Source organism: Saccharibacillus alkalitolerans (genome assembly GCF_011090185.1).
Classification (GTDB): domain Bacteria; phylum Bacillota; class Bacilli; order Paenibacillales; family Paenibacillaceae; genus Saccharibacillus; species Saccharibacillus alkalitolerans.
The window spans coordinates 153,243-175,187 of sequence record NZ_JAAFGS010000007.1 but is presented as its reverse complement, the minus strand read 5'-3'; the positions used below and the strand labels follow the sequence as shown (position 1 = coordinate 175,187).

Sequence of the window (21,945 nt, the reverse complement as noted above, 5' to 3'; positions counted from 1 at the left end):
AGCTTTTTGGGGCGAAAAAGCTTTTGAAAAGCTTTTTCCCGGGAGTAAACGTTCATTTATCGGGAACAAACATTCACCGTGCAGGAGAGAACGTTCATCGCTTCCCGACGCTTCTATTTTATGGGACCAAATTCGCGAACAAGGAGATACCCGCATGGAAAACCAGGACATTCAGGTCCTTTACGAACCGCCGGGCCCGGAAGAATATATCGAACTGCGGATTGCCGCCGGCATGAGCGCCCGGACGCCCGCAGCGGCGCGCGCCGGACTGCCGAACTCGCTGTTCGTCGTGACGCTGCGCGAGCACGGAAAGCTCGTCGGCATGGGCCGCGTGATCGGCGACGGAGGCTGCGCCTACATCGTCTCCGACATCGTCGTGCATCCGTCCGTACAGCGGCGCGGACTCGGCCGCCTCATCATGGCGGACATCGAACGCTATCTCGATGCCCACGTAGAGCCCGGCTCGTTCGTCAGCCTGATCGCCGATACGCCGGCGGACGCGCTGTACCGGCATTTCGGCTTTATCGAGACGGCTCCCGCTTCGATCGGGATGTACCGGCCGAGCCGGCCGAAGAACTGATTCCGCCGACGCTCCTTCGGCCCTGTCGAACGACCGCGCTCCACGACCGAAAAGACCTCTGCAAAGCGGAAACTTCTCCGCCGCGGAGGTCTTTTTTTATGCGAAAGAGGATGAGCCTCTTCCTCTTCGTTCACCTATTCGGAGCAAACGGTCGGCTTATATTTCCGCCGCCACGCCGAAATGATCCGACACGACCGGGCCGTTGTTCCCGTCCAGCACCACTTCCGACTTCTTCGCTTCGACCGGGAGGCCGGAAAGAATATAGTCGATGCGCAGCGGGCTTTCGTTGTCCGACCAGCCGGCAATCGCCTTGAGCACCGTCGAGCCTTCGTCTTTTTCGGCAGCCGCCGTGTACAGGTCGCACCAGCCATGATCCATGACATAGTCGTAGCCTTCGCCGCGGATCTGCGCCACGTTGTTCAGATCGCCGAGCAGGAAGATCCGCTCTCCGGCATCCCGCAGCGGCTTCATCAGCGCCTCCGCCCGATCCCACTGCCCTCGGAACGGTTCCGCTTCGTCGTTCCACCAGCCGCAGTGCGCGCTGAACAGCCACAGCGGCTCCGCTTCCGAACTTCCCTCCGCGCGGCTCGACGTTTTAACCCCCAGCAGGCGGCGGGTCTTGGGATTCATATAATCCCGGATGCCCGATATGTAGTCGTATACGGCGTCTTCGATCGGCTCCCGCGTCAGCACGGCCACCCCTTCGTCGTACCGTCCCTGATAAGCGCTGTGCGTCGGCAGCCACGACCAGTAATACGGCGCGTCCAGCTGCTCCAGCAGCACCAGCGCATAATTGTCGATCCGGATCTTCACGCCCGGCTCCGCTTCGAAGTAACGCGACAAGCGGTCGGCTCCGGCCTCTTCCGCCTTCGGCGACTGATTGATCTCCTGCAGCGCGATCAGGTCAAAGCCCCGCTCGTTGATAAAATCGGCCAGCCGCGAAATTTTCTGTTCCTGTTCCTCTTCATGCCATGCGTGCGCGTTCAGCGTCAGCAGTTTCATGTCATCACCCGCATTCTTGAATTTTCGGCGTCCGTTCCCCCTCGGGCATCCGCCTCGGCCTTCCCAGTGTAACACACCCGGCAGGGCGGCGCGGACAGCGGGAGAGCAGCGCAAAAAGAACGGTCCGAGCCGCGCCGGAAGGCGCAGAACTCCAACCGCTCTCCTCGTTTAAGCCGATCCCGCGCCGCAGGCAAGACGGCAAGCATGAACAGCGCTCGAAACGCTAACCGGAGCATCTCTCCCGCGCCGAGCGAAACCGGCGGCGCCTTCCTCAGTCCGCCGGAGCGTCCGGCGGCAGAATCGAGCGGTTCGATACCGGCGAAGCCAGCACGACCGAGGTCTGCACGCTGCCGAAGTCCATCAGCCGATCGACCAGCTCGCGCAGTCCCGGCGTGCCGGCGACGGCCGCCTGAATAAAGTAACTCGCCTGGCCGGTGACCCGGTGGCATTCAATGATGTCCGTCTCGCCCTGCGCCCACTGCTCGAAATGCTGCGGCGAGACCCGAAGATCCGCGATCTGAATCACGAGCCGCGTATCCCTTCCGACCGCCTGCGGGGAGACCCGCGCGGTATACCCTTCGATCACGCCGCGCTCCTCGAGCCGGTGCAGCCGTTCGGCCACGCTCGGCCGGCTCAGCGACAGTTCGTTCGACAAACTGGTCACGTTCATGCGTCCGTTTTGCTGCAGCAACTTGAGAATCTTGATATCCAAAACGTCCAAGCCCTATCACCCTATTCCGCATTGCATTTTTAACCATCGAAACGATTGTCTTCAGTATATCATTCCTGGGTCAGGAAGCGGTATCCGACTCCCGGTTCGGTTACGATCAATCGGGGCTGCGAAGGGTCCTCCTCCAGCTTCTTGCGCAGATGCCCGATATAGATTCGCAGATAATGACTGTCTCCCTCGTCGTGCTGGCTGCCCCATACCCGCTGCAGCAGCTGGCGCTGGGTCACGACTTTGCCCGCGTTCGAGGCGAGCGCCTTCAGCAGATCGTATTCGGTGGGCGTCAGCTTCACCCGTTCTCCGCCCGATTCGACGATCCGCTGCGCCAGGTCGATCGTCAGCGCGCCGCTGCGGATCACCGGTTCTTCCACGGACTTTGCCGTATGGCGAAGCGCGACCCGGATGCGCGCGACCAGTTCGCCCATGCCGAAAGGCTTGGTCACATAGTCGTCCGCCCCGGCGTCCAGCGCGGCGATCTTGTCTTCTTCCCGGTCTTTTGCCGTTAACACGATCACGGGGACGCCCGACCATTCGCGAATGCGTTCCAACACTTCCATGCCCGTCAGATCCGGCAGTCCCAGATCCAGCACGATCAGATCGGGATGACACAGCGGAGCCTGCAGCACGCCTTCTTCGCCGGTAGCCGCCTCGTGCACGGCGTAACCGTGCGCGGCGAGCGTCACCTTGAGCAGCTTGCGGATCTGCGGCTCGTCGTCCACGATCAGGATACGCGCGCCGGCAGCCGTTTCATTCGCCATCGTTCATTCCCCTTTCTTCGTTCACCCGCTTCTCCGGCGGTTCGGGCGCGTCCGGCAGCGGCAGTCCGATCTTCACGAGCGTGCCGGTTCGCCCGTCCGTCCTCGATTCCGCCGATATGACGCCCCCGTGCAGATCGACGATCCCTTTGCAGATCGCCAGCCCCAGGCCCGTACCCGATACGTGACGGGTCGCGCCCGAACGGTAAAACTTTTCGAAAATATGCCGCTCTTCGCCTGCCGCGATACCCGGTCCTTCGTCCGAAATATGCAGCATCAGCATTCCGTTCCGCGCCTTCGCCGAAATGCCGATCTCGCTGCCGTCGGGGCTGTATTTGATCGCGTTGCCGAGCACGTTGCCGAGCACCTGCTCCAGCAGCACCTCGTCTCCCCGGATGATCGGCAGGTCGCCCGGGATGTCGACGTTCAGCCTGCGGCTGCCGCGAATGTCCCGGATCTGCGCCAACGACACGCCGACCAGATCCTGAACGTCGCACCATTCGCGGCGCAATCTCAGCATGCCGCTCTCCAGTCGAACCATGCCGAGCAGATTCTGCACCAGCCGGTTCATCCTCATCGCGCCGCTGCGAATCGTCTCCAACAGCTCCATCCGGTCTTGAGGAGAAAACAGATCGTCGTTCTCGATCAATCCCGTCGCCGAACCGACGATGGTCGCCAGCGGCGTCCGCAGTTCATGCGAGACCGAATCCAGAATCGCGGTCCGCAGGCGTTCCGATTCCGCCGTCAAATGCGCCAGTTTGGCCTCTTCGGCCAGCTTGAAGCGGGCGATCGCGGCAGCGGCCAGCCCGCACAGCGCTTCCAGCAGCCGCTGCTGTTCGGCGCTCAGCGGCGCATCGCGGCCGTCCGGGCCCAGACGCGGACGAACGGCCAGAACGCCGTAAGTCCGCTCTTCCGTGCGAAGCGGCAGATAACGCCCGGGCAGCTCCCGCAGCGTTTTCGACCCGTGACCGGCCTCTTCTCCTTCATCATATACCATCCGCACGACCACTTCCTCTTCGCGCGCGCGTTCTCCGCCCTCCCTGGCTTCCGCCGACGAGGCATGCACAAGGCGAAGCACGCCGGACTCGTCCGGCAGGTAGACCGCCGTCTCGGTTCCGATCGTCCGCGCCAGCTGGTGCGTGACCCCGTCCAGCAGCGAAGATACGTCCGAGACCGCCCCGATCTGCCGGCTGAACGCGTACAGCGAAGCGGTGTGCGCCTCGCGCTGCCTCGCCTGCCGCACCTGCTGCTTGAGCCGTTCGGCAAGGCTGGCCGTCAAGGCGGCGACCGATACGTATACGCCAAACGAGATCAGATAGCGAAGATCGGCGACCGTAAAGCTCAGCTGAGGTTCGATAAAGAAAAAGTCGAACGCCAGCATGCTTGCCCCCGCGGAAAACAGCGCCGGGCCCAGCCCTCCGTACACCGCGCTCAGCAGAACGGGAAACAGATAGATCAGCGCGATATTCACGGTCTGCAGCATTTCCGTGTATTCCCGCAGCACAACGGTCATGATCGTCGTAATCAAGGCAATCAGCGCGTATTCCGCCCAGCGCGGTATGGGTCCTTCCCGCGCCCGCGCCGCGCCGGCTCGTCTTCGGCTGAAGCTTTCCGGCGGCGGTCCCGCCGGCCCCGTATCGCCGGGTACGACCCGAATATGGATGCCCCGGCTGCCGCGAACCAACTTTTCCGCCAGCGTGCCGCGCATTCGTATGCCGAAGCGCGAACGCAGCGTCTCGCCGACGACGATCTGCCGAATATTATGCTGCTCCGCAAAATGAAGCAGTTCCCACGCGACATGCCCGCCGTCCACCACAAACACTTCCGCGCCCAGCTCTTCCGCCAGCCGCAGATTCGGTTCCGGATCGCCCTGCCGCTTCACGCCCGTAAAGGGCGCTCCTTCCGGCGTTCGGACATAGACGGCGACCCAACCCGTCTTCAGCGCCGCGGCCGTGCGGCGGCCGATGCGCAGCAGCTCGGCGGTCGAAGGTCCCGGTCCGATCGCGACCATGACCTTCTCCGCGACAGGCCAGGGTCCGCGCCTTCCGGCCGCTTCCCCGCCCTGCAGATAGTCGTCGAGCCGGCTGTCCATCCGCTCGGCCGCAAAGCGAAACAGCATTTCGCGCAGCGCGGACAGTTCCTCTTCTCCGGCGGACGAGGTCCCGCTGCGCCGCATAATCTCTTCGGGCGGCGCGTCCGCGATCCGCAGCGTGTCCGCCTGCTCGACGAACGCGTCGGGCACCGTTTCCGGCAGCGGAACGCCGAGAATGCGGCCGGCCAGCGCGTTCAGACTCTCCACATGGCCGATATTAAGCGCCGCATATACGTCGATCCCGTTCAGCAGCAGCGACTCGACGTCCATATACCGCTTGCTCCGCACGGCCCTCGGCGAATTTCGCGCTTCCAGCCGATCGACCACGACCAGTTTCGGTTTCGTTTCCAGCAGGCGCTCCACGTCCAGTTCCCCGCCCTGCTCCGGCGCGGCCGGCAGCGCCGCATCCCGCAGCAGCGCCAGCGTATCGGGATAGCGGGCTTCCGCCCCGGATACCGCGCAGCGGACGGACATGCCCGCCGCCGCTTCCCTTACGGCCGCCCGAAGCATGGCCTGCGTCTTGCCCGAACCGGGCGCCGCGCCCATGAATAAAGTCAGTTTTCCCCTGCGCAGTCCATTTTTGTCCAAGTCGCTCACTTCCGCTCTCCTGTCGGCCGAAGGCCCGCATTTCTTTCTCCTTCCAGTATAAGACACCCGATGAAACAATGGCGAAAACGGATGAAAAAAACGCATAAAAAAGGCATAAAGATCTTGCTTAAAGCCGTAAAAAAAGCGTAAAAATAAGCGAAAAAGCGAGAAAACGGGCGAAAATAGAAGTAGAAACGACCAACGTTCCTTTTTAACCGCAAGAAAGAAACCAGGCGTCATCCCAAGCCGTTTTATCGCCCATGAAGAGTTTTACAGTTCGGGCGATCGGGACTAAGATACGTGACATGAATCGCGAGTTCAACACAAGGAACGGGCGGCCTCCGGCGTGAGAGCGGAAGCCGCAAATCCTTTGTCCGCCGCGCGCAGCTCTCACCGCGCGGACACGGCAAGCCGGGAAGCCGCACGATCTCCGGCACGCCGATTCAGACCGTTTTGCACGCAGCAGAGTCAACGCCTTGCCGAAGAGCAAGAGTCGGGCCGCGCCGTACGTGAGCGGTTCCGGCCGAGAGGGCCGGGCCGCGACAGCCGTACGGGCCGCCTTTAATCCGATCGGGAGCCCGAGATGAACGCCGACAGAAACGAATCGCTTGACGACTATGCCCTGCTTACGGTGCCGGATGCCGCGGCCGAACGTTTCCGACTGGCGCTTGAGCGCAGAGGAATCCACGCCGCGGTGCTGACCGACGATCCGGCCGAACGGGAAAAATGGGAAGCGCGGGGCGTTCGCGCGATGTTCTGCCCGGCAGCGGGAGACGCCGGCTCCGCGCTGCCGGAATTTCCGGTGTGCGCCGTGTATCTGTTCGAGGATACGCTGCGCCATACCTGCGGGTATCTGCAGTATGCCGCCGACCATACCTGCGCGCCGGTCTACGTGATTACCCACAGCGCCGCTTCTTCCCGGCTTTACAGAAAACTCGGCGCTTCGTATGTCGTCTGCACGCATGCGAGCGACGTAAGCTTTCTCCTCCCGTCCGCAGACGGACTGCGCGCGCACCATCCATTCGAACCGAAAGAAGGTTGACCCTTATGACCGACATTTTGATGACCGCTATGCTCGCACTCATGACGCTGCTGATGCTGGGCCTCTCCCTATGGTCCGACAGATCCGTCCGGGAAGGACGTGACGATCGATGATTTGGCTGCTCGCGGGCGTCGTCGCCCTTCTTTTTCTCTATCTGTGCTACGCCTTGATCAATCCGGAAAAATTTTAGTTTTATGGAGGGAATCTCGTGACCACAATCGACATCCTTGCAATCGTCGTAACGCTGCTGATCGTCGTCCTGCTGGCCAAGCCGGTCGGCCTGTATCTGGCGGCGGCGTTCGATTACGGCCCGAATCGGCTGAACCGGATCTACGGGCCGTTCGAACGGCTTATTTATAAAATCGGCGGCATCCGCGAAGAGAACCAGAGCTGGAAAGCTTATGCCGCTTCCCTGGTCGTCAGCAACGCCGTCATGATCTTCGTCGTGTATCTGGTGTTCCGCTTCCAGGGCATGCTGCCGCTGAATCCGTCGGGCATCGCCGGCATGGAGCCTTCGCTGGCGTTCAACACCGCGATCAGCTTCATGACCAACACCAACCTGCAGCACTACAGCGGCGAAAGCGGCTTGTCCTACTTCTCGCAGGCCACGGGAATCCTGTTCATGATGTTCGTGTCGCCGGCAACCGGCATTGCGCTGGTCATGGCTTTTATCCGCGGACTTACGGGCAGAGCCCCTGGCAGCTTTTTCGCCGATCTGATCCGCGCCGTCACGCGGGTGCTGCTGCCCGTCGCCTTCGTCTCCGCCCTGCTGTTCGTCTTCATGGGCGTTCCGCAGACGTTCGAACCGGCCGCGACCGCGACCACGCTCGAAGGCGCCCAGCAGACGATCGCCCGGGGTCCGGTCGCTTCGTTCCTGGCCATCAAAGAACTCGGCAACAACGGAGGCGGCTTCTTCGGCGTCAACTCGGCGCATCCGTTCGAAAACCCGAACGGACTCAGCAATCTGCTCCAGCTTCTCCTGATGCTGCTGGTCACGACGTCGCTTCCGTACGCTTACGGCAAAATGGCGGGACGCATCAAACAGGGACGCATCCTTTTCGTCTCCATGCTCGTGATGTTCATCGTGATGACGGGCATCTCGCTGTCGGTCGAACAAGCCGGCAATCCGGCCTTGAACGCGCTGGGCGTCGAGCACGGCCAAGGTTCGATGGAAGGCAAGGAAGATCGCTTCGGAACGGCTCAGTCCGCTTTCTATTCCGTCGTGACGACCGCTTCCGAAACGGGCGCCGTCAATACGATGCACGATACATTGACTCCGCTCGGCGGCCTTATCCCGCTGGCCAATATGATGCTGAATACCGTGTTCGGAGGAGCGGGCGTCGGATTCCTTAATGTACTGATGTACGCGATCATTGCCGTCTTCCTGTCCGGGCTGATGGTCGGACGCACGCCGGAGTTCCTCGGACGCAAGATCGAAGGCAAAGAAATGAAACTCATCGCCGTGACGCTGCTGGTGCAGCCGTTCCTGATTCTGGTGCCGACGGCGATCGCCCTGGCGACGAATCCCGAGACGATCTCCAACCCCGGCTTTCACGGACTGACCCAGGCGCTGTACGAATTCACTTCGTCGGCGGCCAACAACGGCTCGGGCTTCGAAGGCCTCGGCGATGCCACGACGTTCTGGAACGTCTCGACCGGCATCGTCATGTTCCTCGGCCGCTACATCTCGATGGTGACGCTGCTCGCGGTGGCGGGTTCGCTGGCCGCCAAAAAGACGGTACCGGAATCGTCCGGCACGTTCCGTACCGATACGGCCATGTTCGGCGCTGTATTCGTCGGCGTCGTGCTGATCGTCGGCGCGCTGACGTTCTTCCCGGCCGTCGTGCTGGGTCCGGTCGCCGAATATTTGACGCTGTAGACCTTATATACGAATGGAGACGCTGATTTATGGATAAGAAAAAGACCATGCTGAGCGGCGAGATCGTGAGCGGCGCCCTGAAAGAATCGTTCGTCAAGCTCGATCCGCGCATCATGCTGCGCAACCCGGTCATGTTCGTCGTCGAGATCGGCTTTCTCGTCACGCTGCTGCTCTGCTTCGCGCCGAACGCGTTCGGCGGCACGGTGCCCCGCTGGTTCAATGTCGTGACCGCGCTGATCCTGCTGCTGACGCTGCTGTTCGCCAATTTCGCCGAAGCGCTGGCCGAAGGCCGCGGCAAGGCGCAGGCCGATTCGCTCAAAAAGACCAAACAGGACATTACCGCGAATAAAATATCCGGCAGCGGCGCAGTCAAAAGCGTGCCCGCTTCCGATCTGCGCAAAGGCGATTTCGTCGTCATCGCGGCCGGGGAATTGATCCCGGGCGACGGCGAAGTCGTCGAAGGACTCGCTTCCGTCGACGAGTCGGCAATCACCGGCGAATCCGCTCCGGTCATCAAGGAAGCCGGCGGCGATTTCAGTTCCGTCACCGGCGGCACCAAAGTAGTCAGCGACCGGATCAAAGTACGGATCACCGCCGATCCCGGCGAATCGTTCCTCGACCGGATGATCTCGCTCGTCGAGGGCGCCAAGCGCCAGAAGACGCCGAACGAAATCGCGCTCAACACCGTATTGGTCAGCCTGACGCTGATCTTCCTGATCGTCGTCGTCACGCTGCCGTTCCTGTCCGACTTCCTGGGCATTCAAATGGAAATTCCGATTCTGATCGCCCTGCTCGTCTGCCTGATCCCGACCACGATCGGCGGCCTGCTGTCCGCGATCGGCATCGCGGGGATGGACCGGGTCACGCAGTTCAACGTGCTGGCCATGTCCGGCAAAGCGGTCGAAGCGTCGGGCGACATCAATACGATCATTCTCGACAAGACCGGCACCATCACCTTCGGCAACCGGATGGCAAGCCAATTCGTGCCCGTTCAAGGCAGCCGGGAAGACGAGGCCGCCTACTGGGCTTCGGTCAGCTCGCTGCAGGATGAGACGCCGGAAGGCCGATCGGTGCTGGAGCTCATGAAGAAAAACGGACATACGTACGATCAGGAACTCGCCCAGGGCGGCGAATTCATCGAGTTCAAAGCCGAAACGCGCATGAGCGGCGTGGATCTGAAAGACGGCCGCAAAGTGCGCAAAGGCGCCGTCGACGCCGTCAAGCAGTGGGTGCTTTCGCAGGGCGGTTCCGTCCCTTCCGACCTCGACTCGAACAGCGCCGCGATCGCGACTGCGGGCGGAACGCCTCTGGCCGTCGCCGTCGACAGCCGGATCTACGGCTTGATCTATCTGAAAGACACCGTCAAGCCCGGCATGCGCGAGCGGTTCGAACAGATGCGCCGCATGGGCATCAAGACGATCATGTGTACCGGCGACAATCCGCTGACCGCGGCCACCATCGCACGGGAAGCGGGCGTGGACGACTTTATCGCCGAGAGCAAACCGGAAGACAAGATCGCCGTCATCCGCCGCGAACAGGCCGAAGGCAAGCTCGTCGCCATGACCGGCGACGGAACGAACGACGCGCCCGCTTTGGCTCAGGCCGACGTCGGCATCGCCATGAACAGTGGCACGGTCGCGGCGAAGGAAGCGGCCAACATGGTCGACCTCGATTCCGATCCGTCGAAGATCATCGAAGTGGTCGCGATCGGCAAGCAGCTGCTCATGACCCGCGGCGCGCTGACCACGTTCAGCATCGCCAACGACGTCGCCAAATATTTCGCCATCATTCCGGCGATGTTCATGATCGCGATTCCGCAGATGCAGACGCTGAACGTCATGCGGCTCGATTCGCCGCTGTCGGCCATCCTGTCCGCGCTGATCTTCAACGCGGTCATTATCCCGCTGCTGATTCCGCTCGCCATGAAAGGCGTCGCCTACAAGCCGATGAGTTCCGGACGGCTGCTCGGCAAAAACCTGCTGATCTACGGCTTCGGCGGCGTAATCGTGCCGTTCATCGGCATCAAGCTGATCGACATGGTCGTGCAGCTGTTCGTCTGATCCCCCAGCATACGCACCGGAAGGAATCCCTGGCGAACGGCAGTCTTCAAACCAAAATCGGCGGTCCCCGGGCTTCGGGTCTCCACTCGGAATCCGGCGGACCGCTCCTATTAAACGGAGGATAATCTTATGCGAATCATATGGGTGTCGCTGCGCACCATCTTTGCCGTGGCGATCGTCTGCTGCGTTGTCTACAATGTTGCCGTCTGGGCCGTGGCTCAAGCCGCCGCGCCGGACAAAGCAAACGGCAGCCTGATCGAAAATGCCGAAGGACAAGTCGTCGGCTCCCGCCTGATCGGTCAGGAATTTACCGAACCCGGCTACTTCCGCGGCCGCGTGTCCAGCATCGGATACGACGCCAACGGTTCCGGCTCGCCGAACTATGCGCCTTCCAATCCCGACCTGCTGTCGCGCGCCGAAGAATCGGTCGCGGCCTGGCAGGCCGAAAATCCCGACGTTCCGGTGTCCGAACTGCCGATCGACCTGATCACCAACTCCGGCTCGGGCCTCGATCCGCATATCAGCCCGGCGGCGGCCGAAGCCCAGATTCCCCGCGTGAGCGCGGCGACCGGCATCGCGGCTGACAAACTGCAAAAAATGATCGAAGCGAATACGCAGGGACGCTCCCTCGGACTGTTCGGCGCGCCGGTCGTCAACGTGCTGGAACTGAATCTGGAGGTGCAGGCGGCTCGGTAACGCTTGGACGGCCGGCTTTCATTTGCCGCACGGCAGGTCGCCCTCGGCCGCTTCATAACCGCTTCGTATCGGAAGGAAGAATCCTTATGCCGGACTTCAAACGAAAATCGCCGGAGGAAATATTGGAGTCGATCAACGCGCTCTATACCGGCCGGCTGAAGATCATCATCGGGGCCATCTCCGGCTCCGGCAAGACTTATCATATGCTGCGGGACGGCCAGACGCTGAAAAATCAAGGCGTCGACGTCGTCCTCTGCGCGGTCTCGACCATGCGCCGTCCCGAAACGATCGAGCAGCTTCAAGGGCTGGAACGCATCCCGAGCATCCATTGGAGGCACGCGGACGGCGGCGAGCGCAAAGACCTGGATCTCGACGCGATTCTGGCGCGCAATCCCGAGGTACTGCTGACCGACGGACTCGCCCATCGCAACCGTCCCGGCGCGCCGAACGCGACAAGGTTGGACGATATCCGCTTTTTGCTGGAAAAGGGCATCAGCGTCATCGCCACCGTCAACGTGTACGAGCTTCAAGGCGTAACGGAGATGGCGCGCAAGCTGATCGGCATCGAAGTCCGAGAGACGGTACCGGCCGATACCCTCGAACTCGCGGATGAAGTCCGGCTGATCGACGTCACGCCGGAGGCGCTGCTGGCGCGGATCGAAGACGGCCTGCTCAAAAACATGCCGGACAAAAACCTGTTCAGCCGCGGCAATATCGGCGTGCTGAGAGAGCTTACGCTGCGGCTGGTCGCCGAAGGCGTCAACGGAACGCTGCTCAAATACCGCGACGAACAGGGCTACGTGGGCGCTTCCGGCACCGCCGAGCATATTCTCGTGTCCGCGCAGTACCATTGGAACGGCTCGATCCATATCCGCCGCGGCCAGCAGATCGCGCAGCGGCTCGGCGGCGAGCTGTCGGTGGTCACGTTCGTCAATCCGGGCGAAAAGCTCGGACCGGAACGCGAAGAATTCCGGCGCTCGATCCGCAAGCTGTGCGAAAAAATCGGCGCGGTGCTGCACGAGATCACGATCCGTTCAAGGCGCGATATTCCGCCTACCCTGGTCCGCCTGGCGCTGGAGCAGAACGTGTCGCGCATCGTGATCGGGCATTCGAACCAGACCCGGTCGCAGGAGTTTTTCAAAGGCTCGATCGTCGCGGAAATGGTCAAATGCATGCGCAACGTGGATATGTTCGTCGTCGCGGACCGAACGTCGGGCGGCGGCGAGCGCATCCTGCCGACCAAACGCAAAGAATCGCTGCAAGATCCGGCAGGCCCGTATCGGCGGCTAAGCGAGGAGCAGGCAGGCCGCCGGATCGAGGAGATCAAACGCGGGCGTTTCAAAGTGTACATCGGAGCCGCTCCCGGCGTCGGCAAAACGTACACGATGCTGCGGGAAGGCAATATTTTGCGCAAAAAGAAGATCGACGTCGTCATCGGGCTGCTGGAAACGCACGGCCGCCAAGAAACGCAGGGGCAGGTCGGCGAGCTGGAGCTGGTGCCGCGCGCGGTGATTCCCTACAAAGGCGCGCAGCTCGAAGAAATGGATACCGACGCCATTATCGCCCGCGATCCCGAAGTGGTGCTGGTCGACGAGCTGGCACATACGAACGTGCCCGGAAGCCTGAACAAAAAGCGGTACAAGGACGTGATCCGCCTGCTAAACGCCGGCATTTCCGTAATCTCGACGCTCAACGTGCAGCATTTGGAAAGCCTGAACGACAACGTCGAGCAGCTGACCGGCGTGCGGGTGCGGGAAACGGTGCCGGATTCGCTGCTGAGCCTCGCCGACGAGGTGGAGTTGATCGACGTCACGCCCAAAGCTTTGCAGGAGCGGATGCGCGAAGGACGGATCTATGCGCGGGAAAAAGTGGATCAGGCACTCGGCAATTTTTTCAAAACGGGCAATCTGATCGCGCTCCGCGAGCTGGCGCTGCGCGAAATCGCGGACGACGTGGACGAACGGCTGGAATCGTGGGAGCGCAAAAGCTCTCTTCGGGGTCCGTGGCGGCGCGAGGAAGTCATCTTCGTCGCCATTACGCTGAGCGATAACGCGGAGCGGCTCATCCGGCGCGGCTTCCGCATCGCCTACCGGCTCAAGGCCGCCTGGTATGTCTGCTATATTCCGGACAACAGCTGCCCGGAAGCCGAAGCGCGGGAGCGGATCGAGCAGCTTCGGCGGCTGACGCGAAGACTCGGCGGCAGCTTCGATCTCGGCGAACGCGTCCCCGCACGGCGGCTGCACGAAGAGCTGCTGACGCGCGCCGACGCAAGGCGCTGCACGCAGCTGATCCTCGGCCAGACGCGGCGCTCGAAGCTGTACCGGCTGCTGTTCGGATCGCTGACCCGGCGGCTGCTGCGGACGGCTCGGCATATGGATCTGCTGGTCGTGGCGAGATTCGACCATGCGGCGCAGGTGAAGCGGGACGATTAAGCCGGCGGCAGATACCGACACGACAGGCAAAGGGAAAAGCCGAATCAAGGAGGAGAACAAGCAGGATGAGCGAAGGAAGGTTATCCGGGATTGAACTGTTTGCGTTTGACGCCGTGACCGAAGCGCGGGAACATGAACCGCGCCGCGCCGTTCGCCGATACGGCCTGCTGAAGCTGTCGTGCGGGACCGCCGCCGGATTCGGCGTCTGCCTGATCTCCGAAGGCTTCGCCCCGGTCGATCCGGTACGCTGGAGCGTCTGCTTCGGCCGGCTGCGCGGCCTGACGCCGGAAGAAGCGTCGGCCGCCGTCTCGGCCGACCGCTGGGGCGCGCGCGAGCGGCACCCGGCGCAGTACGCGCTGCTTCGCGGCGCGCTGGCCGACCTGCTGGCCGCGCTGGAAGCGCGCCGGGCCGGCGCGCGGCTGCTGCTCGGCCTCGGCGCGGCCGGCCTGCTGGGCGGCATCGTCGCCCGGGCGTCGGGGCGCCGCCCGGCTGCCCGCTCCGGCCCGGCATCCGCGGGCCGGGACGCTTCCGGCGGCTGTGCGCCGCACCGGCCGGTCCGCTGCGCGCCGGAGGCGGTGCTGCGCGCGGCGCGCGGCGCGGCGGCGATGGTCGCCGAACGCAAAAAAGCGCCGGCCTCGTCCGTCGGCGCGGGCAGCGGGTCCGGCGGCTCGTCGCGGCCGGACGACATGCTGCGGCAGCTCGGCATCGCCGCCGCGATCGAATGCCCTTCGTCGGACGCGCTCATGGACCTGGCGGATTCGTACTACGCTATTTTTTAATCGTTCACAAGCTCCGAGTAAATGCCCGCTCGTGTTCGCCGCCGGCCTGCTTCTACGGAAAAAACGCTTCGGCTTAAGCCGAAGCGTTTTTTTGGCAGCCATCCGTTTTGCATTCCGGTAATGTTTAACCTTGCGAAGCGGTATCGCAAGAACGATTCCGCGGCATGAATCCGACGCCTTCCCTATCCGATCCGTTATTTCAGCGTATACGCGGACACGCTGCTGCCGTCGGCTTCCGCATCGTGGATGTACAGCTTTCCTTCTCCCGCGTACAGGAATCCGTATTTCTTTTTCCCGTCGGCCGAAGGTTCCAGCGAGATATGATGGTTTACGCTCAGGTCTTTGGCGTTCAGCGCGTAAAAGTCGCCGCCTGCCTCGGCGGACATCACGATTTCCCCGTTCGGAGCTTTGTTCAGGAGGAAGTCTTTGGCTTCGAACGTTTTGCTCTTTTTGAGCTTATTGTCCGGGCCGTAAAGTTCCAGCTTCAGGCCGTTTTTGACCAACAGGTTTTCGCCTGCCGGAATCGCCACGGCGCCTTTCGGAAGCTTGCGTTCCCACCCTTTTTTGCCTTTACTGTCGAAAAAGACGAACGTGGTCGATCTCTTGACGTCGGCCGGGTCGAGCTCCTTGGCGCCGGGGCCTTGCTCTTTGACTTGCTCGTTCCACTCCAACCCGACGAGTTTGCCTCCGTTGAACGAATAAATGGCAGGTCTCGAAGCTTTGTCCCAAGATCTGAACTCGGTCGCCACGGTCGTTTGCTTCGGCAGCGAATACGAGAAAGCCGGCTTGCTCAGGTCGTTGATGCTCGGATACAGTTCCAACTTTTGGCCTATCGTATTCGCGACTTGACCGTTCGGCAGAACCGCCAGGTTTTTGCTTCCGCTCACCGTGCTTTTTTTCTTCAACTTGCCGTCTTTGGAGAAGTTGTATACGGTCGTCGTTTTGTAATCCAGCGACCCTGTGGTCAGCATGATATCTTCGTTAGGCTGGATTTGCAGCGCGCCGATGAATTCGACGTCGACCGGTTTGCTCCATTTCAGTTTGCCCTGCGCGCTTACCGCATACAGCTTATACGATTTTTCGTTGTCTTTTTTGGCTGCGTAATACACGTCTCCGCTGACGGGAGAAATCATCGGCTGCCCGAACATGCTGATGCTTTGCGCTTCGCCTTTGATGTTGTGGATCCAATTCTTGCTGCCGTCTTTGCGGTCGAACGATTGAACCTGCGTGCTGCCGCCTTCCGGCGTAAACAGCGTGAAGTACAAGCAGTCTTTGGTCGCATTGCCGGAGTCGAAGACCCATCCCAGGTCGTTGCCGGCCGGAACGTCGTACGTCCAGTCGGCGGTCGGCAGCTTATCCGCCTGTACCGAAGCCGCGACCGCGCTGCCCCCGTTCAAGCTTGCGCCTACGCCTACCGCCATCGCCATACCGAGCATCAAAGGTTTGAATCGAAATTTCATTTGTCACTCCTCCCGAAAGTGTAGGTTATACGCGGTTCGGAAGCGGCGCCGCACGCCGCGTTCCTTCCGCGCATTCTGTAAAAGGGACGATCAAGCTTCGAAAGGAGTTCGCAAAAAAGGGAATTAATCTCAAAATTTTATTTCAGCGTGTATTTCGACACCGTTTTTTCCCCGGCCTCCAGCGTGTAGAGTTCGCCTTTTCCGGCATAATAGAAGGAATAGCCTTTGTCGCGTTCCGCGCCGGCGTTCATGTCGACTTCGTAGTTCGCTTTAAGCGTTTTGGCGTCGAGCGCGTAGAATTTACCGTCTTTTTTGCTGCTTACGGTGACTTCTCCGCTCGGCGCGGCCATCACCCGCAGATTTTCTCCCTCGAGCGTCGCCGCTCCCGTACGTTTGTTGTTGAGATCGTACGCTTCCAACGTTTGGCCTTTTTGCAGGACGAATCCGCTGCCTACCGCCAAAGCCTTTTCGTCTTTCGCCAGGGAGCGCTCGAACGTTTGTTTACCTTTTGCGTCGAACCCGACCAGGGTACGTTTCATGTCGAGGGTAGACGGATCGTTTTCGACCACGCCGCCGCCTTTCACTTCCTCGATTTTTTGTTCATAAAATTCCAGCAGCGTTCCTCCGCCGCTCAGCGGGTATACGGCGTAAGCCGAATTCATGGTGCTAAAGTCGATGGAAAGGAAACCGTATTCGGGTAATTTGTAGGTCAGGATCGGCTTCGACAACGCATTGACGCCCGAGTACACCTGTACCTTATCTCCGCCGTTTCTCAGCACTTTGCCGTTGTCCAGCATTTTGAAAATTCCGGAATTCGTTGTTTTTTTCTCGCTTTTCAGCTTGCCGTCGTTACTGAATGTCTGGAAAGTCGTATAGCCTTTGGCTTTCTTCGTCGCCTCTACGGAGTTGGTCAGCACGATATCGCCGTTCGGCAGCACGCTCAAATCTCCGCCTACGTCAACTTTGACCGGGACGGTCCATTTCAACTTGCCCTGCGCGTTCACGGCACGGATCGTATAGCTTTTGTCTTCCGCTTTTTTGCTCAGGAAGTAGACGTCGCCGTTCGGCGCATACACCAAAGAACCGCTGATGAAGTTCTGCACATTGCCTCTGAGATCGTACGTCCAATTCTTTCGGTCTCCGTTTTTCCGATCGAAGGCTTGTACCACGAACGAACTTGCGCCCTTTTCCGTCCGGAAGTAGACATTGCTCCCGCTCGGCGTCGCCCGGTTGAACAGGCTTTCGATATCCTGTCCGGCCGGCACCTCGTAGGTCCAATCCGGATCGGCCAACGCGTTCGTCGGAGCCGCGGCTGCCGCGACTCCCGCGCTTGCCGTGCTTGCTCCGGTAATTCCCAGCGCGATCGCCATGCCGAGCATTGCGGGTTTAATAGACTTTTTCATGCTGTATTCCTCCCTGAGTTTAGGATTCCTTTTGTCCGCGGCCGTTTTTTGCGGCACGGATCAAGGGTTCTTAGATAAAGACGATTTTCGTCGCACAACTGTTCTAAAAAAATGAATATTTCTTTAAATTTTTTATGAACGCCAAAAAGAACGCCTCTTCCCGGCGGAAGCGGCGTTCTTTTGCCGAAGCTTATCCCTCTCTCTACCGCAGCTCCGACGGCGTGCATCCCCGCAGCTGACGGAATACCCGGTTGAATGTGCGCACGTTGCCGAAACCGCAGTCCAGCGCGATGTCCAGCAGCCTGTTATCCGTGCCGACGATCAGCTCTTCCGCGCGCCGTACCCGCAGTTCGTTGAGGTAGGTATTGTAGTTCATGCCCGTGACGTTTTTGAAAAATCGCGAAAAATGAAATACGCTCATACGTGCCCGATTCGCCCCGTCCTGCAGCGTCAGCGGCAGCGCGCAGTGCTGTTCGAGATACTCCAGCAGTTCCTGCATCGTTTTCAAATGGGACACGGAACGCATGCTGCGCCTCGGCTCCGCTTCTGCCGGAGAGGCGCAGCGAAGCGCCAATCCGCACAGCATGTGCAGCAGCCCGATCATGACGGTCTCCGACTGCTCCCTGCGCCCTTCCCCCTCTTTCTCGATCCGTTCAAAGACTTCCGCAAGTTCGCCCAGCGTCTCTCTCTCCAGCGAAGAAGGCGTGCCCGAACCGCGGTAAGGAATAAACGGCGACCGCGTTCCCCGCTCTTCCGGCCAGCCTGCCGGACTTCCGATCAGCCGCGGATTGAACACGACCAGCAGAATCTCCGACTCGGTCTTCCCGCTATCGTAATAATGAATGTCTCCGCTGCCGCAAAAAGCGAATTCCCCCGCCTTCAGCGTCCGCGTTTCCGAGTTGATTCCGACCTGCAAGGAGCCTTCGGTCACGTACACAAACTCCAGATCATGATGCCAATGCGCCAGGAAATTCATGCTGCGGACTTTCGATATCTGTACCGGCAGGCCGCTGTTATAGATGCGTTTTTCGTGAAAAGCTCTCATTCCGATCCCTCCGTTCTTGTGCCGCGACAGCTGTAGATTAGCAAAAATTGTCCATATTCACAACCAAAATGGCGCGCTTTATGAAAGGGCTTCCTTTACAATGTGGCTGTAACGGCGCAGAACGCCGAACAATCGACCTAACAGAATGGGAGAGAAATCGAATGAGCAAACAAGCCCTGATCGTCAGCGGAGGATGGGACGGCCATCAGCCGAAAGAAGTCGCCGACCTTTTTGCGGAGGTGCTCCGCGAGGAAGGATTCGAAGCGGAAATATCCTATACGTTGGACGCTTTTCTGGACGAAGAACGCCTGCTGAAGCTCGATCTGATCGTGCCCGTCTGGACGATGGGCGAGATCGCTGACGAACAGCTGCAGCCGGTGCTGAAGGCCGTGGAGTCCGGCGTCGGCATGGCGGGCTGCCACGGCGGGATGTGCGATTCGTTCCGCAGCAGCGTCGAATGGCAATTTTTGACCGGTTCGCAGTGGGTGGCCCACCCATTCAATGACGGCGTGGAGTATGACGTGCGTATGGTGCGCCCTTCTTCCAGTCCGCTCGTCGAAGGCATTCCGGATTTCACGGTCAAGTCGGAGCAGTATTACCTGCATGTCGACCCCGCGGTGGACGTGCTCGCCACGACGACGTTCCGCATCAGCGAAGGCCCGCATTCCGCCAACGGCGAAATCGTCATGCCTGTCGTGTATACCAAGCGCTGGGGCGCGGGCAAAGTGTTCTACAACTCTCTCGGCCACCAGGCGAATATCTTCGACATTCCGGAAGCGAAAGAACTGATGCGCCGCGGCATGCTGTGGGCGGCACGCTGATGACTTGCAGACGAAAGGCGGAATCCTTATGCGAAAAGTAAAGATCGGCATCATCGGCTGCGGCAATATCAGCGGCATTTATTTGGAGAATCTGACCCGGACTTTCGCCGATACCGAAGTGTTCGCGGTGTCCGATATCAGCGAAGAGCGGATGCAGGCCGCCGCGGAGCAGTACGGCGTGCCGAACTGTTGGACGGCCGAAGAAATTCTGGAAAGTCCCGATATCGAGCTGGTGCTCAATCTCACCACGCCGGGCGATCATTTCCGGATCTGCCGGCTGGCGCTGGAACACGGCAAGCATGTCTACGTGGAGAAGCCTCTGTCCCTGTCGCCGGAACAGGGCGGCGAACTGGCGGAGCTGGCCCGCGCAAAAGGACTGCTGCTCGGCGGCGCGCCGGATACGTTCCTCGGCGCGGGTCTGCAAACATGCCGCAAACTGATCGACGACGGCTATATCGGCCAGCCGGTCGCGGCGACCTCGTTCATGCTGGGCCACGGCCATGAGAATTGGCACCCCAACCCGGCGTTCTATTACCAGGCCGGCGGCGGTCCTATGTTCGATATGGGCCCGTATTACCTGACCGCACTCGTCTCGCTGCTCGGCCCGGCGCAGACGGTGGCCGGCATGACGTCCAAATCGTTCGAACAGCGCACGATCACGAGTCAGCCTCTGTTCGGCGAGAAAATCGACGTCGAAGTGCCAACCCATATCGCGGGTACGCTGCGTTTCCAAAGCGGTGCCGTCGCCACGATGATCACCAGCTTCGACGTCTGGAGCAGCAATCTTCCCTACATTGAAATCTACGGCACGCTGGGTACGCTGCTCGTGCCCGATCCCAACAACTTTGGCGGTCCGATCCTGCTGCGTCCCGCGGGAGCGGCCGAGTTCAAAGAGATTCCGACCGTGCACCAGTACGCCGAGAACAGCCGGGGTCTCGGCGTTGCCGATATGGCGCACTGTATCGTAAACGGCGGAACGCCGCGCGCAAACGGCGAACTGGCGAATCACGTGCTGGAAATCATGCACGCGTTCCATACCAGCTCCGACAGCGGCGTTTATGCCGAACTGAAAACGACCTGCGAACAGCCGCAGCCGCTTGCCACCGGCTTGGTAAAAGGATACGTCGAGTAGCCTCAAGCGGTATGCAGCAAAAAACCTGAACAGCCGGCGCTTTCTCCTGCCGGTCGTTCAGGTTCTTTTGTTTTGTTTTGATTCCTATTCCGCGTTCAGTCCAGCTTTTTGCGCATGACGTAATGCGGAATGCCGATCTCTTCGAAGCGTTCGCCTTCGCGGATGTAATCCAGCTTGTCGTAAAAAGGCACGGCCACCTCGCGGGCATTCAGCACGATCTCTCCGTATCCTTTTGCCGCGGCCAGCGCTTCGGCGAACTTCACCATCTCCTGCCCGACCCCTATGCCGCGCAGCGATTCGTCCACCGCTACCTGCTTCATCTGCAGCGTCCGTTCATCCTTGATTCGCAGCAGCACTGTACCGACCAGCCGCTCTCCGGCTCCAAATTCGATAAAGGCTCCGATATGCAGGGCGGAGGCGTCGCCCGACAAGTCATCGTCCGCGATATTTAGTCCGAGCGGACGCCGCAGCACCTCGTCTCGAAGCTTCAACGCCGACTTGTATTCGGCTTCGCCAAATGCGATTTGGCGTACTTTGATGTGGTCCGCGCCCTGCTCCTGCTGCTCCCTGTCCATTCCTTTTGCCTGTTCCCTCATCAAATGCACCTCCTATGGAAACAGGGACGAACTGTCCGTCGTCCCGCTTTGTTTTTATGCCGCCGGAATTTACCGGTCGGTCTTCCCACGATCCGGAGATCTTGAGCCCACGCGTCCGTCGTACGATTTGCGATCGCTCGCCCGGGCAAGGCACTGCTGCGCTTTCTCGTATTGACGATCCCTTTTGTACAGTTCCGAAAGTTCCAGGTTAGCTTCTCGATCTTCCGGATCAATCGCGAGCAGCTTTTCGAACGCGGCCTTGCTCGCGCCGTAACGGCGCAAATCTTTATAGATCAGTCCTTTGTTGAACAAAGCGTCTTTGGAATGCGGATTGATGTCCAGCGCACGATCAAGCCGCTCCAGACATTTCGAATAAGGTTCCCACAGCTGGTAGTAGACGACGGCCAGATGAACATGCGCCTCTTCAAGCAGCGGATCCAGTTCAAGCGCACGCAAATAACAGGACTTGGCTTCCTTAAGACGCATCGTCCGTTCGCATACGTAAGCCAGCGCCGACCAGCCGTCTGCGGACTCCGGGTTCAGCATAAGCGCTCGCCGCGCCATCGCTTCGGCTTCCTCGTTTTTGCCGCGGTTCGCATAGATTCTCGCTTTGCCCGCATACGGCTTTTCCCAGATCGGCCGCATTTTCATCGTTTGATCGAAAAGCTCCAGCGCGCCGCGCGAGTCGCCCAGCATCAGCCGGCAGCGTCCGAGGTAATCGAGAGTCTCGGCATCCATCCCTTTTTCCACCAGCGCTTTTTTGAAGTAAAAATCGGCATTCCGAAAATCTTTCCGGTTGTAGCACTCGATGCCTTTGTCGAAATGGTTCATGCGGATCCCCTCCCCTATGCCACGA

The 21,945-nt window shown here is 60.4% G+C and carries 19 protein-coding genes; 10 read left to right on the top strand and 9 right to left on the bottom strand.

Annotation, left to right across the window (positions count from 1 at the left end; translation table 11 throughout):
* Positions 1-154 precede the first annotated feature (154 nt).
* Positions 155-580: a GNAT family N-acetyltransferase gene (locus GYN08_RS18375; protein ID WP_166277310.1), complete on the top strand. Its 426-nt coding sequence runs from the start codon at positions 155-157 to the stop codon at positions 578-580.
* 156 nt (positions 581-736) lie between these two features.
* Here the strand turns inward: GYN08_RS18375 and GYN08_RS18370 are convergent, their stop codons facing one another.
* The 4 genes from GYN08_RS18370 to GYN08_RS18355 form a co-directional block, all read right to left on the bottom strand.
* Positions 737-1,582, bottom strand: a complete 846-nt coding sequence (locus GYN08_RS18370) for an endonuclease/exonuclease/phosphatase family protein (RefSeq protein WP_166277307.1) — start codon at positions 1,580-1,582, stop codon at positions 737-739.
* A 271-nt stretch (positions 1,583-1,853) separates the two neighbouring features.
* Positions 1,854-2,303 (bottom strand): Lrp/AsnC family transcriptional regulator, encoded by a 450-nt coding sequence (locus GYN08_RS18365; protein WP_166277304.1) that lies wholly within the window; start codon positions 2,301-2,303, stop codon positions 1,854-1,856.
* Between the two features lie 59 nt (positions 2,304-2,362).
* Positions 2,363-3,067 carry a response regulator gene (locus tag GYN08_RS18360; protein WP_166277301.1) on the bottom strand — a complete coding sequence of 235 codons (705 nt, stop codon included), beginning with the start codon at positions 3,065-3,067 and terminating at the stop codon, positions 2,363-2,365.
* Positions 3,057-5,753 carry a DUF4118 domain-containing protein gene (locus tag GYN08_RS18355; RefSeq protein ID WP_166277298.1) on the bottom strand — a complete coding sequence of 899 codons (2,697 nt, stop codon included), beginning with the start codon at positions 5,751-5,753 and terminating at the stop codon, positions 3,057-3,059. Before GYN08_RS18355 ends, GYN08_RS18360 begins: the two co-directional genes overlap by 11 nt.
* A gap of 574 nt (positions 5,754-6,327) precedes the next feature.
* Between GYN08_RS18355 and GYN08_RS18350 the strand changes: the two genes are divergently transcribed.
* The 7 genes from GYN08_RS18350 (at position 6,328) to GYN08_RS18320 (ending at position 14,632) form a co-directional block, all read left to right on the top strand.
* On the top strand, positions 6,328-6,786 hold the full coding sequence (locus GYN08_RS18350) for a hypothetical protein (RefSeq protein WP_166277295.1): 459 nt from the start codon (positions 6,328-6,330) through the stop codon (positions 6,784-6,786).
* 109 nt (positions 6,787-6,895) lie between these two features.
* On the top strand, positions 6,896-6,976 hold the full coding sequence (kdpF, locus tag GYN08_RS24145; RefSeq protein ID WP_166277489.1) for a K(+)-transporting ATPase subunit F: 81 nt from the start codon (positions 6,896-6,898) through the stop codon (positions 6,974-6,976).
* A gap of 27 nt (positions 6,977-7,003) precedes the next feature.
* The gene (gene kdpA / locus GYN08_RS18340; protein WP_166277486.1) at positions 7,004-8,665 is read left to right on the top strand and encodes a potassium-transporting ATPase subunit KdpA; all 1,662 of its coding nucleotides are present in this window, start codon (positions 7,004-7,006) and stop codon (positions 8,663-8,665) included.
* A 29-nt stretch (positions 8,666-8,694) separates the two neighbouring features.
* Complete coding sequence (gene kdpB, locus GYN08_RS18335; RefSeq protein WP_166277292.1) at positions 8,695-10,725, top strand: potassium-transporting ATPase subunit KdpB; 2,031 nt, start codon at positions 8,695-8,697, stop codon at positions 10,723-10,725.
* Between the two features lie 129 nt (positions 10,726-10,854).
* Positions 10,855-11,421, top strand: a complete 567-nt coding sequence (kdpC, locus tag GYN08_RS18330) for a potassium-transporting ATPase subunit KdpC (RefSeq protein WP_166277289.1) — start codon at positions 10,855-10,857, stop codon at positions 11,419-11,421.
* 86 nt (positions 11,422-11,507) lie between these two features.
* Positions 11,508-13,853: a universal stress protein gene (locus GYN08_RS18325; protein WP_166277286.1), complete on the top strand. Its 2,346-nt coding sequence runs from the start codon at positions 11,508-11,510 to the stop codon at positions 13,851-13,853.
* A gap of 65 nt (positions 13,854-13,918) precedes the next feature.
* On the top strand, positions 13,919-14,632 hold the full coding sequence (locus tag GYN08_RS18320; protein WP_166277283.1) for a hypothetical protein: 714 nt from the start codon (positions 13,919-13,921) through the stop codon (positions 14,630-14,632).
* Between the two features lie 194 nt (positions 14,633-14,826).
* Here GYN08_RS18320 and GYN08_RS18315 read toward each other — a convergent pair whose 3' ends face one another.
* The 3 genes from GYN08_RS18315 to GYN08_RS18305 all read right to left on the bottom strand — a co-directional run bounded on the left by GYN08_RS18315 (position 14,827) and on the right by GYN08_RS18305 (position 18,540).
* Positions 14,827-16,092, bottom strand: a complete 1,266-nt coding sequence (locus GYN08_RS18315) for an outer membrane protein assembly factor BamB family protein (RefSeq protein WP_166277280.1) — start codon at positions 16,090-16,092, stop codon at positions 14,827-14,829.
* A 137-nt stretch (positions 16,093-16,229) separates the two neighbouring features.
* Positions 16,230-17,495 carry a hypothetical protein gene (locus GYN08_RS18310; RefSeq protein ID WP_166277277.1) on the bottom strand — a complete coding sequence of 422 codons (1,266 nt, stop codon included), beginning with the start codon at positions 17,493-17,495 and terminating at the stop codon, positions 16,230-16,232.
* Positions 17,496-17,697: 202 nt separating this feature from the next.
* The gene (locus tag GYN08_RS18305) at positions 17,698-18,540 is read right to left on the bottom strand and encodes an AraC family transcriptional regulator (RefSeq protein WP_166277274.1); all 843 of its coding nucleotides are present in this window, start codon (positions 18,538-18,540) and stop codon (positions 17,698-17,700) included.
* A 161-nt stretch (positions 18,541-18,701) separates the two neighbouring features.
* Here GYN08_RS18305 and GYN08_RS18300 point away from each other — a divergent pair, with 161 nt between their 5' ends.
* Both GYN08_RS18300 and GYN08_RS18295 read left to right on the top strand, forming a co-directional pair.
* A complete protein-coding gene (locus GYN08_RS18300; protein WP_166277272.1) occupies positions 18,702-19,361 on the top strand; it encodes a ThuA domain-containing protein in 660 nt (219 codons plus the stop codon).
* A gap of 28 nt (positions 19,362-19,389) precedes the next feature.
* Positions 19,390-20,493, top strand: a complete 1,104-nt coding sequence (locus tag GYN08_RS18295; protein ID WP_166277269.1) for a Gfo/Idh/MocA family protein — start codon at positions 19,390-19,392, stop codon at positions 20,491-20,493.
* Between the two features lie 95 nt (positions 20,494-20,588).
* On the opposite strand, the gene GYN08_RS18290 is transcribed toward GYN08_RS18295, so the two are convergent.
* Positions 20,589-21,089, bottom strand: coding sequence for a GNAT family N-acetyltransferase (locus GYN08_RS18290; protein ID WP_235946377.1), 501 nt, complete (start codon positions 21,087-21,089; stop codon positions 20,589-20,591).
* Between the two features lie 69 nt (positions 21,090-21,158).
* A complete protein-coding gene (locus GYN08_RS18285; RefSeq protein ID WP_166277266.1) occupies positions 21,159-21,920 on the bottom strand; it encodes a tetratricopeptide repeat protein in 762 nt (253 codons plus the stop codon).
* Positions 21,921-21,945: the final 25 nt, after the last annotated feature.

Bases quoted from the DNA above. Each gene is read 5' to 3' on its own strand.
- GYN08_RS18285 (WP_166277266.1), bottom strand. From the start codon at position 21,920: ATGAACCATTTCGACAAAGGCATCGAGTGCTACAACCGGAAAGATTTT.
- GYN08_RS18320 (WP_166277283.1), top strand. From the start codon at position 13,919: ATGAGCGAAGGAAGGTTATCCGGGATTGAACTGTTTGCGTTTGACGCC.
- kdpF (WP_166277489.1), top strand. From the start codon at position 6,896: ATGATTTGGCTGCTCGCGGGCGTCGTCGCCCTTCTTTTTCTCTATCTG.
- GYN08_RS18360 (WP_166277301.1), bottom strand. From the start codon at position 3,067: ATGGCGAATGAAACGGCTGCCGGCGCGCGTATCCTGATCGTGGACGAC.
- GYN08_RS18350 (WP_166277295.1), top strand. From the start codon at position 6,328: ATGAACGCCGACAGAAACGAATCGCTTGACGACTATGCCCTGCTTACG.
- kdpC (WP_166277289.1), top strand. From the start codon at position 10,855: ATGCGAATCATATGGGTGTCGCTGCGCACCATCTTTGCCGTGGCGATC.
- GYN08_RS18295 (WP_166277269.1), top strand. From the start codon at position 19,390: ATGCGAAAAGTAAAGATCGGCATCATCGGCTGCGGCAATATCAGCGGC.
- GYN08_RS18325 (WP_166277286.1), top strand. From the start codon at position 11,508: ATGCCGGACTTCAAACGAAAATCGCCGGAGGAAATATTGGAGTCGATC.
- GYN08_RS18375 (WP_166277310.1), top strand. From the start codon at position 155: ATGGAAAACCAGGACATTCAGGTCCTTTACGAACCGCCGGGCCCGGAA.
- GYN08_RS18300 (WP_166277272.1), top strand. From the start codon at position 18,702: ATGAGCAAACAAGCCCTGATCGTCAGCGGAGGATGGGACGGCCATCAG.
- GYN08_RS18310 (WP_166277277.1), bottom strand. From the start codon at position 17,495: ATGAAAAAGTCTATTAAACCCGCAATGCTCGGCATGGCGATCGCGCTG.
- GYN08_RS18305 (WP_166277274.1), bottom strand. From the start codon at position 18,540: ATGAGAGCTTTTCACGAAAAACGCATCTATAACAGCGGCCTGCCGGTA.
- GYN08_RS18315 (WP_166277280.1), bottom strand. From the start codon at position 16,092: ATGAAATTTCGATTCAAACCTTTGATGCTCGGTATGGCGATGGCGGTA.
- GYN08_RS18370 (WP_166277307.1), bottom strand. From the start codon at position 1,582: ATGAAACTGCTGACGCTGAACGCGCACGCATGGCATGAAGAGGAACAG.
- kdpB (WP_166277292.1), top strand. From the start codon at position 8,695: ATGGATAAGAAAAAGACCATGCTGAGCGGCGAGATCGTGAGCGGCGCC.
- GYN08_RS18290 (WP_235946377.1), bottom strand. From the start codon at position 21,089: ATGAGGGAACAGGCAAAAGGAATGGACAGGGAGCAGCAGGAGCAGGGC.